This is a genomic window from Rahnella sp. AN3-3W3 (genome assembly GCF_003263545.1).
GTDB lineage: Bacteria > Pseudomonadota > Gammaproteobacteria > Enterobacterales > Enterobacteriaceae > Rahnella > Rahnella variigena.
The window spans coordinates 60126-77700 of the sequence record NZ_JYDG01000001.1; the positions used below are offsets into that span (position 1 = coordinate 60126).

Annotated in this window: 14 protein-coding genes; all 14 read left to right on the forward strand. The window is 52.7% G+C overall.

From position 1 onward, the window contains the following. Nucleotides 1-26 precede the first annotated feature (26 nt). Nucleotides 27-518, forward strand: coding sequence for a type VI secretion system tube protein Hcp (locus UC15_RS00280; protein WP_112286577.1), 492 nt, complete (start codon nucleotides 27-29; stop codon nucleotides 516-518). A 52-nt stretch (nucleotides 519-570) separates the two neighbouring features. Then, complete coding sequence (locus UC15_RS00285; RefSeq protein ID WP_112286578.1) at nucleotides 571-987, forward strand: GPW/gp25 family protein; 417 nt, start codon at nucleotides 571-573, stop codon at nucleotides 985-987. Between the two features lie 12 nt (nucleotides 988-999). Then, a complete protein-coding gene (tssF, locus tag UC15_RS00290; protein ID WP_112286579.1) occupies nucleotides 1000-2802 on the forward strand; it encodes a type VI secretion system baseplate subunit TssF in 1803 nt (600 codons plus the stop codon). Further along, on the forward strand, nucleotides 2793-3740 hold the full coding sequence (gene tssG / locus UC15_RS00295) for a type VI secretion system baseplate subunit TssG (protein ID WP_112286580.1): 948 nt from the start codon (nucleotides 2793-2795) through the stop codon (nucleotides 3738-3740). Before tssF ends, tssG begins: the two co-directional genes overlap by 10 nt. A gap of 3 nt (nucleotides 3741-3743) precedes the next feature. Continuing rightward, the gene (locus UC15_RS00300; protein WP_112286581.1) at nucleotides 3744-5657 is read left to right on the forward strand and encodes a type VI secretion system Vgr family protein; all 1914 of its coding nucleotides are present in this window, start codon (nucleotides 3744-3746) and stop codon (nucleotides 5655-5657) included. A gap of 13 nt (nucleotides 5658-5670) precedes the next feature. Continuing rightward, nucleotides 5671-6186 carry a hypothetical protein gene (locus tag UC15_RS00305; RefSeq protein ID WP_112286582.1) on the forward strand — a complete coding sequence of 172 codons (516 nt, stop codon included), beginning with the start codon at nucleotides 5671-5673 and terminating at the stop codon, nucleotides 6184-6186. Further along, the gene (locus UC15_RS00310; RefSeq protein WP_112286583.1) at nucleotides 6186-6485 is read left to right on the forward strand and encodes a PAAR domain-containing protein; all 300 of its coding nucleotides are present in this window, start codon (nucleotides 6186-6188) and stop codon (nucleotides 6483-6485) included. The genes UC15_RS00305 and UC15_RS00310 overlap by 1 nt, the downstream gene beginning before the upstream one ends. 11 nt (nucleotides 6486-6496) lie before the next feature. After that, nucleotides 6497-7561 (forward strand): type VI secretion system protein TssA, encoded by a 1065-nt coding sequence (tssA, locus tag UC15_RS00315; RefSeq protein WP_112286584.1) that lies wholly within the window; start codon nucleotides 6497-6499, stop codon nucleotides 7559-7561. Then, nucleotides 7558-8133, forward strand: a complete 576-nt coding sequence (locus UC15_RS00320) for a type VI secretion lipoprotein TssJ (protein WP_112286585.1) — start codon at nucleotides 7558-7560, stop codon at nucleotides 8131-8133. Before tssA ends, UC15_RS00320 begins: the two co-directional genes overlap by 4 nt. Continuing rightward, nucleotides 8133-9527, forward strand: a complete 1395-nt coding sequence (gene tssK, locus UC15_RS00325) for a type VI secretion system baseplate subunit TssK (protein WP_112286586.1) — start codon at nucleotides 8133-8135, stop codon at nucleotides 9525-9527. The genes UC15_RS00320 and tssK overlap by 1 nt, the downstream gene beginning before the upstream one ends. Beyond that, complete coding sequence (locus UC15_RS00330; RefSeq protein ID WP_112286587.1) at nucleotides 9524-10150, forward strand: DotU family type IV/VI secretion system protein; 627 nt, start codon at nucleotides 9524-9526, stop codon at nucleotides 10148-10150. Before tssK ends, UC15_RS00330 begins: the two co-directional genes overlap by 4 nt. A 235-nt stretch (nucleotides 10151-10385) precedes the next feature. Further along, nucleotides 10386-13589: a type VI secretion system protein gene (locus tag UC15_RS00335; protein WP_232829777.1), complete on the forward strand. Its 3204-nt coding sequence runs from the start codon at nucleotides 10386-10388 to the stop codon at nucleotides 13587-13589. A 44-nt stretch (nucleotides 13590-13633) separates the two neighbouring features. Then, nucleotides 13634-16204, forward strand: coding sequence for a type VI secretion system ATPase TssH (tssH, locus tag UC15_RS00340; protein WP_112286589.1), 2571 nt, complete (start codon nucleotides 13634-13636; stop codon nucleotides 16202-16204). A 20-nt stretch (nucleotides 16205-16224) separates the two neighbouring features. Continuing rightward, nucleotides 16225-17553 (forward strand): VasL domain-containing protein, encoded by a 1329-nt coding sequence (locus UC15_RS00345; protein WP_112286590.1) that lies wholly within the window; start codon nucleotides 16225-16227, stop codon nucleotides 17551-17553. The last annotated feature ends 22 nt before the right edge of the window (nucleotides 17554-17575 follow it).

Below are 17575 nucleotides of genomic sequence, written 5' to 3' on the forward strand. Positions count from 1 at the left end.
TTTAATCAACACTATAAGGAAATACCATGGCTACTGAATCCCTTTTTATGCAAATTGAAGGCGTTAAAGGCACCGTAAGTAATAAAGGTTTTGAGGGTTGGATTGCTGTTGAGAATATGAACTTCGGTGTATATTGCTCTGCAAAAATCGATAATGCCAGCGGTCAGGTAAACAGCGATGGCGTGAATTTTGATGCGATTTCATTCTCAAAAGTAATGGACACCACTTCAACGCAACTGGCTAATATGGTTGCTCAGGGCACCAATCTTAAACAAGTTTCCATTGTTAAAGCATTGTTCCAGGGCGAGAAAATGGTTCAGGCGTTGAAACTGACCTACAAAAACTGTGTGCTGACTAGCTACAACTTTGCTGCTTACTCTGAAGGTGAAGTGCCGAGTGAAAATCTGAGCTTCGTCTTTGGTCAGATGACATTCGAAACCAATATGGTTGAGCCAGACGGTAAAACCAGCAAACAAGGTCCTGTGGGCTGGAATTTGGTTGAGAATACCAAGCTGTAATTTTTCAAATCATCAGTGCATGTTTCGGCATGCACTGTTTCACGGTGTCTTAATGAAAAGTTTATTACAGCAATTGTCTGATGATAATCCGAAAGACCAAAATTGTCCTGATGTGGCCGAAGACAAAAGCAGCATGTTAATTGAAGAGATATTGCTGCTTTTGTCTTCACGCCCCAGAAGTTATCGAATTGATAAAACGCCATTAATTAATGAATCCATTCTTAATTATGGTGTGAGTGATGTATTTGCCAGTGATACACCTCGTCTTGAGCGTAATGCCATTATGCAGTCACGTATTGAAATTGCATTGCAACGCTTTGAGCCGAGGTTGAAAAATATCAGCGTTACGCCAGGAAATGAGCAAGGAAGTTTATGTTCATTCATCATTGATGCTGAGACTTTTACTGGTGAAGTTCGCTACCGGCTTATATGGGACGATGTAATTAGTCAATTCTCTCTGCGTGAATGACAGGTATGAATTATGTTAGCGAAAAAATTAATTTCTTATTATCAGAATGAACTCGCTTACCTGAAAACGCAGGGAAAGGCCTTCGCACGCCATTTTCCCAAGGTCGCCAGACGTTTGGGCATGTCAGAAGGTACCTCAGAAGATCCGCATATTGAGCGAATGATCGAATCTTTTGCCCTGGTTACCGCCCAAATCCAGCAGCGGCTCGATGAGGATATGCCGGAAGTCACCGATGCATTACTGACCGTTCTGGCTCCGCAGTTTCTGCGTCCTTTTCCTTCGGTGTGCATCGTGCAAATGTTGCCGGATAGTAAGGTGAGTGCGCTGACGGCCAGTAACCGTATCGACGCCGGTACCGCGTTATATTCCCGTCCGGTCAACGGGCAGATTTGTCGTTTCCGCACCACCTATCCGGTGACACTCCAGCCGGTCAGTCTGCACAAAGCCAGTCTGCATCTCGATGATGATGACATGAGCTGGAGTCTGAAAATGCAGCTGTCAGTCTGGCCTGGCGCTACGCTGACGGCGGAGACGCTGAGGATCCATCTGCGTGGTGCCAGCACCATCGTAAACATCTTATATACCTTGCTGTGCAGTGAAGTGGAGAGCCTGTCTGTTTTTGCGCAAGACCACTGTCATACCTTGTCGCCGCAGGCGATACATGCCGTGGGCTTTGGCGAAGATGAAGGATTGTTGTCAGGGGACTCACGGGTTTCGCCGACGCACAGTTTGTTGCAGGACTATTTTTTCTTTCCGCAAAAGTTTCATTTTATTGATATTCCACTGCCGGCGGCAATGGTCGCTGGCGGACAAACAGAATTGTCACTGGTGGTGAAATTTAACCGCTGCGCGATGGCGCGCCAGCTAGAAAAGATAGCTGGTACGGTGGATGAGAATCTGTTCCTGCTCAATTGCACCCCGGCCATTAACCTGTTCGCACACCGTGCTGAGCCGATTTCGCCTGACCATGAAACCGCTGAATATCCTGTGATCCCGGACATCCGTTATCAGGATGCGATGGAAGTCTGGTCTGTGGACAGCGTCAGTGCGATGCGTAAGCAGGGCAATGAAACACGCTCCCGTCCCATCTATCCGCTGTTCGGGCTGGATCATTCGGCCAGCGACGGTGAGTCCGGGCTTTTCTGGCAATGCATGCGTCGTGAAACCCTGCTCAATGAGGGCGTGGCGTCCACGTTGTTTATCGCCTTTTCTGACCGCGGAGAAAAACCGCTGGTGCCCGGCTGCGATATTGTCAGTCTGAATCTGTCCTGCACCAACCGGGATGTGCCCGCCGCTATGCGTAATGGCGATCCTGACGGCGATTTTGAATCAGAACTACCGATTGCGGGCATGAAAATTATCGCGCTGACACGCCCGACGCTGCCGGTCAGACCACCGGTGAAACAGGCTACTCGCTGGCGTCTTATTTCTCAGCTTTCGCTCAATCATATGCTGATCAGTGGGCCGGAAGGCGCACGCGTGCTCAAAGAGTCGCTGGCGTTGTACAACTTTACGGATAATCCGGGCATTAGCCGTCTGATTAATCTGATTAAAAGCGTCAGTGCCAGCCCCGTTGTCGCCCGCCTGAACCCACAGGATCCCCGTTCAATGGCGCGCGGCATTGAAATTCGTATGACCTTTGCCGGTGAGGCTGCCGAAGAGGTTGAGTATTTTTTGCTTTGCCGGTTTATCGACTGCTTCCTGGCGCTGTATTCCCCAGTCAACAGCTTTACCCGCGTAGTGACCTGTATCGATGGCCGCGATGAAACAGCATGCACCTGGCCCGTTCGCGCGGGACGACTGTTATGGATCTGAATAAAATTCTCAGCCCACATAACTTTTTCCAGCAGGTGCGCACCATGTTGCGCAGGCTGACACGCGGGCAGGGGACTGACAGCAAGCAGGTGCTCGAAGAACAGCTTTATTTCGTTTCGCCGCTCTCGCTGGATGCGCCGAGAGGTGAAATTACCGCAGTGACACCGCTCGAAGAGCAGCGCTGGCAGGTTGAAGTGTCAGGACACGGGCTGACGGGAACACTGGGCGCATTACCGACGGTGTATACCGAATGGATGATTGAGCGTTACTACCGGCACGGGGATGTGACCGCCAAGGCTTTCCTCGATATTTTCAATCACCGGTTACATAGCCTGCGCTATCTCGCCTGGCAGAAATATCACTACTACGCGATGGCAGAATTTTGCGTAACACGGCCGCTAAGTACCGCGCTGCGTGCGTTATCCGGCGTAACAAACAGCTCGCCTTCATTACAGCAGGAGCAATTTGCCGACCTTTTTGCGCATTCAGTCCGCTCCATGCTCAACTTTGAAACCTGGCTTAAGCACTGTTTCTCGGTCGGCGTGAAAGTCACGCCTTTCACCGGCGGATGGCAAACGATGGAACCTGAGCTTTGTTGCTGTCTGGGGAATCCGGCTCAACCGCTGGCTGTCGCCCCGATGTTGGGCGGTGTCTACTGGGACCGGCAGGCACATTTTACGGTCACTATGGGGCCGGTGCCGATGCATAACGCAGGTCAGTTTTTACCAAAGGGAAAGCATTACCAAAAGTTATGGTCGCATATTCGCGAATATGTCGGTGAGGGACTGGATTTCGACATCGACCTGCTTATTGAGAATAAATCAAACGTAGTTACGCCATTGGGGAACGGGCAACTCGGGCTGGATATTTGCCTTGGTACTTCTCCGGCGGCTGAGCTGCATAAAATTCGTTTACCCGTCTGCCGGGAAGGAAAATAAAACATGTCAAACTTACTGGGGCAAGACAACCGGTTTATCCGCTTTGTCGGGAACGCTGCGGATCAACTAACGTTGATGCATATCGAAGGGGATGAGCAGTTTTCTGACACCTTCCGCTATCAGATTCAGTTTCGTACATCGTTAATTACCGGTCAGATGGGCCGTTTTCTCGGGCATGAAATTGCCTGCGAGATTGGTCGTGGCAATCAAAAACGGTACGTTCACGGTGTGCTGACGAACATCAAAGAAGACAACAATACCGATGGCCTCAGCACTTTCACCGGTACGCTGGAGCCGCGTATGGCGCTGTTGCGCCTGGGACGAAATCTGGCGGTCTTTCAAAATATTACCGTGCCGGATTTAGTCTGCAAGCTGCTGCGTCAGCAGAATATCAATCACATTGATTTACGTTTGCGCGGGACATATACGCCGCGTGAATATTGCATCCAGTATCGTGAATCCGATTTTGATTTCATCAGTCGATTACTTGAGCAGGAAGGCATTTATTACTACTTCCAGCACGACGCCGGACAACACACCTTGGTGCTGGCCGATCATCCTTCCAGCCACCAGACCGGCAAAACGGCAGAACTGCCCTTTATGCCTCAGGCAGGGCGGGGTGATGGTGTCGGGATCCTGAGTTGGGTGGCGTGCTCTTCTCTTGCGGCATCGTCCGTATTGCTGAAGGGTTTTAACATGGTCCAGGCAGCCAGTGTTGAAGGCGGTTCTCAGGCCGTGGTGGCTGAATATGCGGTGCCGGGTGTCAGCTATGTTGACACTGATGGCCATGAAAAACGTGAATTGCTGCAATCGGGCGCACGGCTGAAAATGGAACAGCTTGAGTCAGACAACCAGCAGTTCTACGCGGAAGCCAGTATCTGGTGGCTAGGCTGTGGCGATAAATTCCATCTGAGCTCTCACCCTTCATGCCCGGGCGATTACCGTATTAAGTCTGTACATATGCAGGCTTCCAGCAGCATTGACCAGAGCGGCCCTGATTTCAGTTGCGAACTCACCGTGCTGAAAGACAGCCTCGCCTGGCGTCCCGCGTGTCTTACGAAACAGCCTGAAATCGCAGGTATCCTCACGGCAGTCGTCGTCGGTCCCAAATCAGAAGAAATCCATACAGACGAATACGGTCGCATCAAAATTCAGTTCCCGTGGGACGGGGAAAACAAACACGACGACGGCAGTTCCTGCTGGGTAAGGGTTTCACAACCCTGGGCTGGCGGGCGCTTTGGTGCCGTGTTCCTGCCTCGCGTCAACAGCGAAGTCACGGTCAGTTTCGTGCAGGGCAACCCGGATTATCCACTGGTGACCGGTACGGTATTCAATGGTCAAAACAAACCACCGCTGAGCTTGCCGGAAGAAAAAAATCACGCCGGATTCGTGTCACGCAGTTCGCTTAACGCCAGTGTAGAAGAAGGGCATGCATTGCGCTTTGACGATAAAAAAGGCGCAGAACGGCTGATCATCACCTCGCAACGCGATCTGTTGCTGACGGTAAAAAACGATGTGATTTCCGACATTGCTAAAAATGTCACGGAAACCATCGGTGAAAACCGCACCACCGAAATAACAAAGGGCAACCAATCCCTGACGCTTAAACAGGGGGATTACAGCCTGGACATAAAAGGCAACCTGCAGGAAAGCCTGAGCGGTGGCGATCATCAGTTAAAAATCAGTGGGGGCGGGAGTTCCGTTAAAGCGGATAAAGCCTGCGTCATTGAATCCACCCAGACGATCGAATTCAAAGTTGGCAGCAGCAAAATCTCTATTTCTCCTTCCGGTATTACGCTCAGCGGAACCACGATCAAAATCGAGGGCAAGGGGACGGCAGAACTTAAAGGCGCAATGGTCACTGTTCAGGGTAGTGGTATGACCCAGATCAAGGGCGGCGTGACGATGATTGGCTGAGGACAAACATAAAATGAAAGACAAATTACTCTCGCCAGAGGCGCTCGCAACGCATAACCCGCTGCAAAGTACCGCTGAAAATGCCATGCGTCTGATGCAGGCAGGGCAATGGGAAGATGCACTGGCCTGCCTGGCGGCGCAAGAGCCACAAGAAAAACTGATGGCCTGGACATTGCAACAGGTGTTAAGTCGCGCCGGATCGCAGGACACAGCGGTGAAAAACTGTAGCAGCGACATCAGCCAGTGGCTGAGCGCACCCGATGAGGCACTGCGTTTTAGCATTTTCCAGCAGGCCGAATTGCTGGGATTTGATACTCCGGCCGGTGCCCTAGGTTTATCGCTGTTCTGGATGAAGGGCAGTATGACGGCCTCAGAGTTCGAAGCGGTTTATCCCGAACCCCATTTGTCACGGCTGATGCTGCACTGCGCATTGAAATTACTCAGTGTGGCGATAGCAACAGATACCCCGCCGCACACCGGCGCGCAAATCCTGCTGGCTGAATGGCTGGCTTCACGGAGTGTTAACTGATGGCTCAACCCGCTGCCCGAGTAGGCGATATGCATGTGTGCCCGATGGTCACGCCGGGTTTGCCGCCCATTCCGCACGTTGGCGGACCGGTAACAACACCGGGTACACCAACTGTTCTGATCGGCGGGATGCCCGCCGCCACAATGGGATCGATGGCGGTCTGCGTCGGGCCACCGGATTCGGTAGTGATGGGCAGCAGCAAAGTGCTTATCGGCGGAAAACCTGCCGCGCGTATGGGTGACAGCACCGCGCATGGCGGAACCATTGTTGCGGGTTGTCCGACCGTCCTGATTTCTTAGAGCATATTGACATGATAATGAACTTTGAGCCCCTGCTGGCGCCTCTCGATGCCGACCAGCCTGCCGGCCGTGATATGGAATATGAGCAGATCTTTGACGATATCCGCCAGGCGAGGGAAAGCGATCCTGATTATTTGCCACAGGGCGAATGGGCGACTGAATTGCGCAAGGCTGACTGGGGCAAAGTCGTCCGGTTGAGCACAAAGGTATTGCAGGAGGACAGTAAGGATTTTCAGGTCGCCTGCTGGCTGACGGAAGGTCTGAGCCAGGTGCATGGGCTCAATGGTTTGCTCGCCGGGATCGGTTTTCTGACACCCTTTATTCAACGCTACTGGCAGAGCGGGTGGCCGGCACTGGATGACGATGGTGCGATTATCCGCCACGGTATGATCAATCGTTTGGATCGTCAGCTTGCGCAATTGCTGCAATGCCATCCTTTATTCGGTCAGGCGGAAAGCACGCTCGATCACTGGCGGAAAGTTCTCGCGTATGAGCATCGCGTCACCATGAAACCTGACAGCGCCGCAGTGCCGGGCAGTGATGACGATTTCTCGATGGAAACATTCAACCGCTGGGCCGCTGCACTGGCCCCGCAAAAAGTCGCTGCGCAAAGCGACATGTTGAGTGAGATGGTCGCCATACTGGACACGCTGGAAACGACCTACGGTCAGCTCAATCCACAGGCAGATTCGGTGGCAATGGGGCAGACGCGCAGTGCGACCGTCGAAATGCAGGAATTCGTGAAGCGCCTGTTTGATCGTGCGGCACCCGCCTATGACGACGTGATGACACTTAACGTATTAACGCCTTATGACGATGAACAGGAAAGCGACGTTAATTCACTGATGAACACGACCCATAAACAGACCATGTCGCGGGATCTGGCTATCAGTCAAATGCTGACCATTGCCCATTTCTTTCGCCAGACCGAGCCGTCCAGCCCGGTGCCTTTCTTGATGGAACGGGCCGCACGCTGGGCAGGAATGACTCTGACCGAGTGGCTGGAGGAAATGTTGCAGGATGACAGCAGCATGCGCGATATCAACAATGTACTGAAAGGGCACGGAAGAGAATGACGGGTAAAAAAAGGGCGGGGCTGATGCTGGCCGCAATGCTTCTTGCAGGTTGCGTTTCAGACAATCACCAGGGACGTGAGCAAGCCATGGATGAGGCACCTGCGCCTTTTGCAAACGGTGCAATTATCCTGCAACTGCGAGCTGAACCGGGGCTGAATACTGTCAATGAGATGCCTAACAGTTGCACGGTGTTGCTGTTGCAGGTGAAAGACAAACCGGCTCTGGAGAAGTTGCTGGGTAATCCTGCCACGCTGAAAAGTTTGTTTGCCGGTGCGGGCAGTGAAGGTGATGTTCTGCAGGTCGACCGTTACGTCATGATGCCAGGCCAGACCAATATCGTGCATGTCGATCGTGCAAGGGATACCCGCAATGTGGCGCTGGTAGCGGGTTATTACCCCTTCCCGGTAAAAAAACACATGGTCAGCACAGCGGTGCCGGTTGAAGCCACCAGCACCGGCTGGTGGGAACCGGTCTGGCAGGCACATTTAACACCGCTTACCCTGTCTGTAACCCTGGGCAGTGAAAGTATCGTCAGCGCAGATGTTCCCGCCACTGACGGAGAAAAACGTTAATGTATCCGGAACAACAACAAATTTACTGGCACTCAGGGCTTTATCTTCAGCCCCAGCATTTTCAGTCACTTGACCTGCATTATGAATGGAGTCTGGCTGAACACCTGCGCCTTGCCCAACCCTATAATTACGGGCTGATTGAGCTGACGATTAATGAGGCGGCGCTAAGCGATTACGTCATCAGCGTTGAGCAGATCCGTTGTATTTTACCCGGCGGCACGTTGCTGTCGCAACCGGGTAATAGCCTGGTAGAAAAGCGCAATTTTCGCGATAGCTGGAAGCAGCGTGATCAGCCACTGACACTCTGGCTGGCGCTGCGCCGGTTCGATCCTTTGCACAGTAATGTCACGACGCTGGAGAAAGAGCATGACCGTGCGGTCACCCGCTGGATAAATACCAGCGAAGAATTGGTGATGAAAGATGTCTATGATCATGCTCCCGACGCGACGGTGGCGCGCCTTTGTTACAACGTAAGATTGCTGACCGATGTCGAAAAAGCCGATGCCGTTGACTGTGAGTGTATTCCACTCACCCGGCTGCGTTATGAAAACGAAAGCGTGATTATTGATCCGGCATTTTCGCCGCCTGCGGTGACGCTTTTCGGATCGAGCAGCCTCGGTAAACTGATCGAAACACTCTATTTTGAAATGAGTGCCCGTGCCCGAAAACTTGAGGAATATAAGCGCTCTGAACGTCTGGTCAGTGACGCAGACCGTGGTGATCAGGTGACTCAACTGTTGGCTATGCGTTCGCTGAACCGCGTGCTACCTCAGCTGAAAAGCTTTTGTCAGGCCCGTCAGATCCATCCGTGGCAGGTATATAACGTATTGTGCCAGCTGATCGGTGAACTCTCCTCCTTCAACGACAGTTGTTCTTTCCTGGGTGAATGGCGTGATGGTGAAAATCCGCTACAGGCCTATAACCATAATGATCTGCTGAGCTGTTTTGACAGTGCGCGTAAGACATTGATGGCTCTGCTCAACAGTCTGGTTCTCGAAGACAACACTTACATCACGCTGGAGAACGATCAGCAGGGTGTGTTCATCGGCGATTTTGACACTACACAAAGTAAAGATGCCGAAATGGTGCTGTTGCTTTTACGTTCAGCAAACATGCCGATGGAAAACCGTCAGGTCAAAAATCCGGGCGGCATCAAACTGGCGTCGCCAAAAGTGATTGAACCGCTGATCCAGCATGCTTTGCCGGGGATCCCGGTGACGCGTTGTCCTCAGCCGCCGCGTGGTGTGCCTAACCGCAGCGACTCGCATTATTTCATGGTTGAGCAAGACAGCGATTTATGGCGTAAAGCCGGCCAGCACAACAGCATTGCCTTTTACTGGCCGGATATGCCTGACGATCTTCAGGTACAGATTATTTTTGTGGTGCCGTCATGATGACTTTACTGAATTGTTATTTGCCGCTTTTCCGGCATGTCACCGCGTTCTTTATTAATCCACAGAATTATGCGGATTACGCCGGGTTTCGCGAAAAATGCATGACGTTATTACAGCAGGCATTAAATGAATCTGAACGCCATCATGAACCTCAGGAATGCGAAGAGGCCTATTTCGCTGTCGTGCTTTGGATTGATGAGCGGGTATTACGTTCACAGGCGGCCTGGGTGAAAGACTGGCGCAGTCAGTTGCTGCAGAAATATTATTTTGATATTTCGGTCGGCGGTGAGGAGTTTTTTGTCAGGCTTGATGCAATAGATAAAGAAAATGTTCCTCTGAGAATGGTGTATTTATTCTGCCTGCTGATGGGTTTTCACGGTAAATATACTCATCAGGACGCTTCGTTATTGCAGCAATGTATCGATGATGAACGTCAGTGTCTGCCAGAAGCCTGGCGTCAGTGGCCGAATGATGCCCTGCTGGTTGAGCAGGACGGCGGAGACATTGAAAAAAACAGTGCTGTGCCAAAAAAATTCCGTCAGCGAAAGTGGTTATTACTCTCATTGCCCGTCGTTATTTATGTGTTGATTAGGTTCGCTGGCTTAGGGATGTTTATCGGATAATATTATGTTGAAAAAATTAACTTCCTTTGTCGCGTGGGCTTTGTTTCTGTGCGTGTTATTTATTATCTGCCTGGTGGTCTCATCAATTCTTGGGCAAGAAATTATTTATGCATTTATGATGTGGTTTGTTGTGATCCTGACAATTTTAATTGTCCGCTTCATTTGGGGGTTTTCTTCAGGGATTACACAAGCGAAATATATTGCAGCCCTGAAAGCGAAATTTAAGCTGACCCGGTTGGAATATGTATTATCCGAGCACTGGAAAACGGGTGCGGCGGTGATTAAACGCATCAGAAGACGTAAGCAGCCTATTCCCTGGTTTGTTCTGACGGGCGGGCGAAGCGGCAAAACAACCCTGATGGCGGGCGCCGGATTGCCTCTGTTTTCTAATGAACCGGAAAGTTCGTTGGTGGTGCCGACGCGCACCCTGCGCTGGTGGTTTTTCCGGTCAGCAGGCTTTCTGGATCTTTCCAGCCATTTTCTGAGTAAAACGCCCGCCTTTGAACGTGGCTGGCTGCGGCTGGTGAACTGGTGTGGTCGTTTGCCTGCCCCGGCAGGAATAGTGGTGTGCGTTTCTGTCACCGAACTGCTCGAAAAAGATGAAGCTGCGTTGCATCTGCATGCGCGACATATCCGCACGCAAATCGAACCGCTGGTCAATAAAGTCAGACGCCGTCTGCCGGTGTACCTGTTCATTACCTGCTGCGACCGCGTAGCCGGGTTCAGTCACTGGGCTAACAAACTCTCGCCAGCCCAGCGTCAGCAGCCTTTGGGTTATTACTGGCGCCATTCTCCAGTCGTAGATGGTAAAGATCCGGCGCTGTTGGATCCCCTTTTTACCTGCGTGAAAGACGGACTGGATAAAGTACGGGTCAGCCAGCTTTCCGGTGGCGAACCTGACGGCGAGACGCTGTCGCTGATGGACTTTCCGGAGCAGTTGCCTCAGTTACAACCCGCGCTGCAACGCTATCTGGCGGCCTTGTGCGAACCGGATGCGTACTTTCAACCGGCGGAGTTAGGCGGGATCTGGTTTACCGCTACGGAGCCGGTCAGTAAAAACAGTGCCACGCGTCAGGCTGTCTTTGTCCATGATCTGATGACGCGGATTTTACCGATATTAAGCCGTCAGCGTGAAGTCATGCCAGTCGGCTTTGGCCGGCGTTTTCTGCAGCAATGGGGGATGCTGACTTTCAGCGCTCTGGCGGTCTTATATGTGCTGGTGAGTGGCTATTTTGTCCACAATCTGACGGATGTTTTACCCGGAAAAACCGATGTCATGGCACAGGTTCAGCAACTGGAAAATATCGAAGGCTGGAGCAAGACACCCGTGCGTTATCTGCCTTTTGTGCCGGTGCTCAACCAGCGTCATGCTCAACTTGAAGCCAGCATCATGGCGGCAACGCCACGCGATAACATTAATATCCGCCAGATTGCTGACCAGTATCAGGAACAATTTGAACAGGCCGATGCGCCGCAAAAACGGACCATGATCCTGACGCTGGCACGCACTCTGATCACTAAGCAGGCCATGTGGGAAAAGCAGCCGTTAAGTGAACTGATGAAGCGGGAGCCTGTTCCCGCTGAACTTAGCCTGACCGGGGCGGCGCTTGCCTTGCCACCGTCGCAAGATGTGGTACTGCAGCGAGCCTTGTTGCAACAGCCCGGTGGTGAAGAACAACTTACCGTGCTGCGAGAATTACTGGGCCGTCTGGTGAACAGTGATCCGCAAACTGAGTGGTTGGTGGCACCGTCTGAAGATCTGACGCCGGTGAATCTGACCGATTTCCTGCCTGCTTCAGCCGATAAAACTTACCTCAGCGGTCTGTGGACGTTGCAGGGCACCGCTGAAATTCAGCACTGGCTGCATGAAATTCGCCTGGCGGGCGGCAATACCCCGATGCCGGAACTGGCCGCCTTTGAGCAACGTTGGCCGATTCTACGCCAAACACAATGGATGAAGATGATGCTGGCCATGAACCAGCAACCTGCGCCTGTGCTGGCTGATGAGCAGTGGCAAGCCACGCTGATCGCTCTTGATCAGGGGCACAGTCCGTCGATGAAGTTTGCCGCGTATGCGAATGAGCAACTGGAAGATATCAGCGTAACGCAAGCGCAGTTCTGGTTGCGCGAGCTTCGCCGTCTGCAGCAGTTACAAAATATGCCATTACCCGGCGCGCTGATGCCTCGCTTCAGCAGACTGCAGCAATCCATGCAACAGAAAATAGTGGCACTGTTGAAACTCGATAGCAAAACGCAGACGCCTGCAATTTCCGAACTCAACGTGAAGAACTGGAATGCCTGGCAGGCCGGTCTGCACGCGGCAGTCGCGGATGTTTTTGCCACGCCGAAAAACAGTGACCGGCTGACCCGCGGGTTATTCCAGACCGGTGAGAAGGGTGACAGTAATCCTCTGCAACTGCTCGAAAGTCGCTTTAACGTGTTGCGTAAAAGCCTCTCGACGGAACGCCCTGATTTCGCAACTGACGCGGTGTGGGCACTGTATCAAAACGATTCCCGCTGGCTGGTGGCGCATGCCATGCAGCGTTCTGGCTGCTGGCTGCAACAGCAATGGCAGAGCCGCGTGCTGTGGCCGATGGAAAATAACGCCAGTCGTCTTGAGTATCAGGATCAGCAAGATCTGGCCTGGCAGTATCTGTCTGACTTTATTCGCGGACCGGCGAAAACCGTGCTGGTGGTTGATGACAGCGGGCCGAAAGCGGGTGAATTCAGCGGGCAAACGCCGGGTCTGACACCGGAGTTCCTGCGGATGGTCAATCACGTGCTGCGGCCCGATGACGTACTGGCGATGCCGGAACGTGAGAATACCCGCAGCGACGATGCGCTGGCCGCTCTGAAAGAAGAACAAACTCAGCTCGAAGCACAAATGGCCGCACTGGAGACAAAAACGCTGGAACTGACGTTGAAAAGTCAGCCTGCCACCATTCCCGGCGGTGCGCGTCTGATGCCCACCGGCACCCGGCTGACGCTGTTTTGCGATGAGCAGCAATGGAAACTTAATAGCATGAACTTCAGCGAACAGGCGCCATTCCGCTGGCGGGCAGGGCACTGTAGCCGCGCAACGCTGGTGATTAATTTCCCTGGCTTTGACCTGACTTATGAATATTTCGGCGATGCCGCCTGGCCGGATTTCCTGGAAGATTTTGCCAACGGTCAGCACAGCTTTAAAGCCGATGACTTCCCGGATGATGCCGCGCAGCTGGCTTCGCTGGGTATTAAAGAAGTGATGGTGCGCTATCAGGCTGGCGCGCAAAACCGGATCCAGGAAACCTGGCAGCAGTGGCAGGAGTTGCGTCAGGCACTAAATGACAATGCGGATGCGCAACAGAATGCCCGTAGCAAAAAAGCGGAAAAACAACGACCAGCAGCGCTGAACAGTGGGTTCTCGCAGTTACCGGTTCGTATCACCGATTGTCACTGAGTGTCTGCTTAAGACCCGGTTGAGAAAACTAAACAGGATGACTTATGGGTAGCTACCTGAAGAAAATTGTAGAAAAAATGAATGTCGGCGCTCGTGAATGCCTCGATGCGGCGATAAGTCTGGCGGTCAGCCGGACGCACCATGAAGTTGAGGTCGAGCATTTATTGCTGGCGGTGGTGACGCGTCAGCCAGCCATGATTGAGCAACTCTGCCTGAATGCAGGGCTGCGCGGCGATGCGCTGGTCGATGCACTGAAAACCAGCCTGAATCAGCAGCGCAGCGGCAATACGCGCAGTCCGGTGTTATCGGAATTACTGGTGGAGCATCTGGAAAAATCCTGGCTTCATGCCAGCACCTGTTGGCAACAAGTGCAGCTTCCGGTACAGGCGTTTCTAGGCAGTCTGATTGCCAATGAAAAAGACATTCAGACGCACCTTTGCCCCTCGCTACAGCAGGCATTGGTGTGTCAGGCGGATCGCGCCGATCAGTTACTGCGTGACGCTTGTGTGCACAATGCCGGTGTCAGCGCAGCCGCGCCGGTGGATCATAACGCGGATTCTGCGGTGATGAAATTCACCCGTAATCTGACAGAACAGGGGCGCAAGGCGACGCTTGATCCGGCACTCGGGCGCGAACAGGAAATTCGTCAGTTGATTGATGTGCTGTTGCGTCGCCGTCAGAACAATCCGGTACTGACCGGTGAGCCGGGCGTGGGGAAAACGGCCTTGGTCGAAGGACTGGCTCAGCGTATTACGCAAGGCAGCGTGCCGGAAGCCTTGAAGAAAATGGAAATTTTATCGCTGGATATGGGGCTGTTACAGGCCGGTGCCAGCGTCAAAGGCGAATTTGAGAATCGTCTGCAAACGCTGTTACGTGAAATCAAAGAATATCCGTCTCCGGTGATCCTGTTTATCGATGAGGCTCACACGCTTATTGGTGCAGGTGGTCAGGCAGGGCAGAACGATGCCGCAAACCTGCTTAAACCTGCTCTGGCGCGAGGAGAAATGCGCGTGGTGGCAGCCACTACCTGGGCGGAATACAAAAAGTATTTTGAAAAAGATGCCGCACTGGCGCGTCGATTTCAGGTCATTAAAGTGGCGGAACCGGATGAAGAAACTGCCACCGCCATGCTGCGCTCGCTGAAACCGGCGCTGAGCCAGCATCACGGTGTGCAGATCCTCGAAAGTGCGCTGGTAGCGGCTGTTCGCTTGTCCAGCCGCTATATATCAGGCCGTCAGCTGCCGGACAAATCGATCAGCTTGCTGGATACCGCCTGCGCCCGTGTGGCGATTTCGCAATGCCATGAACCTAAGGAGATCGAAGATCTCAACGCGCTGCTCAGTAACATTCATACTGAACGGGAAAGTCTGCTCGAAGAAGGAGATAACGCCACAAGGTTGAAATGGCTGGATCAGCGTGAAAGCGAACTTACCCTGAGCTTGGGGAAACTGCTGCCCGTCTGGCGGCAACAGCAAGATTTGGTGGCGCAGATCACCGCGTGTGAGGACGTGGCGCAGATTGCTGCAATGCGTACCCAACTGGCGGAGATGCATAAAGATCATGCTTTGGTTTATGACTGTGTCGATGCGGTCTGTGTCGCGGATGTGATCGCCGGGTGGACAGGTATTCCGCTGGGCAGAATGGTGGAAAAAGAACAGCAACAGCTTAGTGATCTGGTCGCGCGGCTGGAAAGCCGGGTGATTGGGCAATCCCATGCATTAGCGACAATTGCACAACAAATCCGCATCGGCCGCGCCAATCTTGCTGATCCGGTTAAGCCAACCGGCGTCTTTATGCTGGCCGGGCCTTCTGGCGTCGGTAAAACAGAAACGGCGCTGGCCTTATCCGAACTGCTTTTTGGCGGTGAACAGAGTCTGATTACCATCAATATGTCTGAATATCAGGAAGCGCATTCGGTGTCCGGACTGAAAGGATCGCCGCCGGGGTATGTCGGCTATGGTCAGGGTGGCGTGCTGACCGAGGCGGTGCGCCGTCGCCCTTACAGCGTGGTGCTGCTTGATGAAGTGGAGAAAGCGCACCCGGATGTGATGGAAATGTTCTATCAGGTGTTCGACAAAGGCGTGATGGAAGACGCCGAAGGTCAGCTGATTAACTTCCGTAACACGCTGATTATCCTGACCAGCAACCTGGCAAGCGATCTGGTGATGACCGCCTGCGCAGCCGGAAGCACCGATCAAAATGCGCTGACCCGGTTGCTGCGGCCTGAATTCGACAAATTCTTCCGTCCTGCGCTGATGGGCCGTTTGCAACTGATCCCATATCTGCCTGTTGTGGGCGAAACGCTGGCAAAAATTATCCGACTCAAACTCGATAAAGTCTGCAAACGCTTTACCGCCGCGGGTGAAGGCAACTCTGCGCTGACTTACAGTGAAAAAGTGGTGGAGTTCATGGCCAGTCGCTGTCAGGTGGAACAAAGCGGGGCGCGCGAAATTGATGCCGTACTGAACCGGGAATTGCTGCCGCTGCTGACCGATCGCCTGCTGGCAGTTGAAAGCAAAGCTGATATCCGCCTGCAAATTGGTGTCAGTAAGGATCAGCTCACACTGACCAAACAGCCAGCAGTGAAACGCTCTGCTGCGAAACAACCCGCCTGAACGACAGGGAAAGAGTGACCATGAAAAACCGGGTGAATCTTCGGGCGCTAAAAATCAACGGGCATGATCCTCGTCTCAGCAAGTCGTTTTTGCTGCTGAGCAGTGAGCTCAGTCCGCTGAGCGGTACGATCCCTGCGAGGCTGGACTGGAATGCGCTGGAGGAAAAGTGTTTTCAGCTGTTCCATGAATATGGCTATGACCTGCAAAGTGGCATGTGGTTTTGCCTGATCAACTTGCGGCTTAAAAGCTGGAAAGGGCTGGCGCTGGCACTTGATCTGCTGTCCACAGCATTTGCTCACAACAGCCAGCGTTGCTGGCCACCTGTCGCGGCGGTTCAGCAACGTCAGCAACTGATGGACTGGTTCAATGCAAATGTGGCGACACATATCTATACGCTGGAATATGGCCCGGAAAACAGTGGGGAAATGCGTCTGGTTGAAAAAAGTATTGGTGTGCTGTGCGGACAGTCTAAAAACCTGCACTCCCGAAGCCATGATTCGCTGAAGAACCTGCATTATTTTCTTCAGGTTCGCTGCCGGTCGGTGCCCTATCCTTCACAGTTAAAACCGGTGAAAGCCTTGCAGCCTGGTCCGGAGCCAGCGCCTGAAAGCATCAGCGAGAAAAAAATGCCGGTGACCGAAATACTGCCGGATGCAGAACCTGCAGAAATCCGTCTGCAACCAGTGCCACGTCCGCGGCCGGTCTTGTGGGTGTTGGCCGGGATGGCGGCGGGTATCGTGATATGCGCCGTCGCGGCCAGTATCTGGTTTTTTGCGCAGTCGCTGAGTTTCGGTGAAAAACTGAGTGCTCCGTTACTGGCACTGCAACACAGTGAGGATCGGCTGGATGAGGCCTGGCGTAGGGCGCAGGAACCAGAATTGCGTGCACAAAAAACGGCGGTGTTAACCCACGCTGCCCCCTTGCTGGTCTGGCTGAGCGCGCAACCTTCCGATGTGCTGCTGCGGCAAGGAAAAATATTATCTGAACATCTGGAAAAAGCTTATCCGGGCAATGAATACAGTGCGCAATGGCAGCGCACATTAGATGAGAAGGCGGGTTATATCCCTGCGTTGGATGGTGTCGTTCTTGCTAATAAACATCTTGATGAGCTTGAAGCACGCTTACTGAATGCCGAAAAGAAACACAGCCAATATATGACAGTGTCGGAATTGAAAACAGCGGTATATCAGCTACGCCAAGACCTGCAACGTAACGGAACCAGCGCGGAAACATTATTGTGGACGATTCAACAGGACAGGGAGAATAACCGTCAGGTTAACCCCGCCCTGATAAAACAAATCTCACAGAGAATAGATGCCTTAAATGCTGCCAGTGTCATGTTGAATTAGACACTTGCAGAAAAAATAGAAA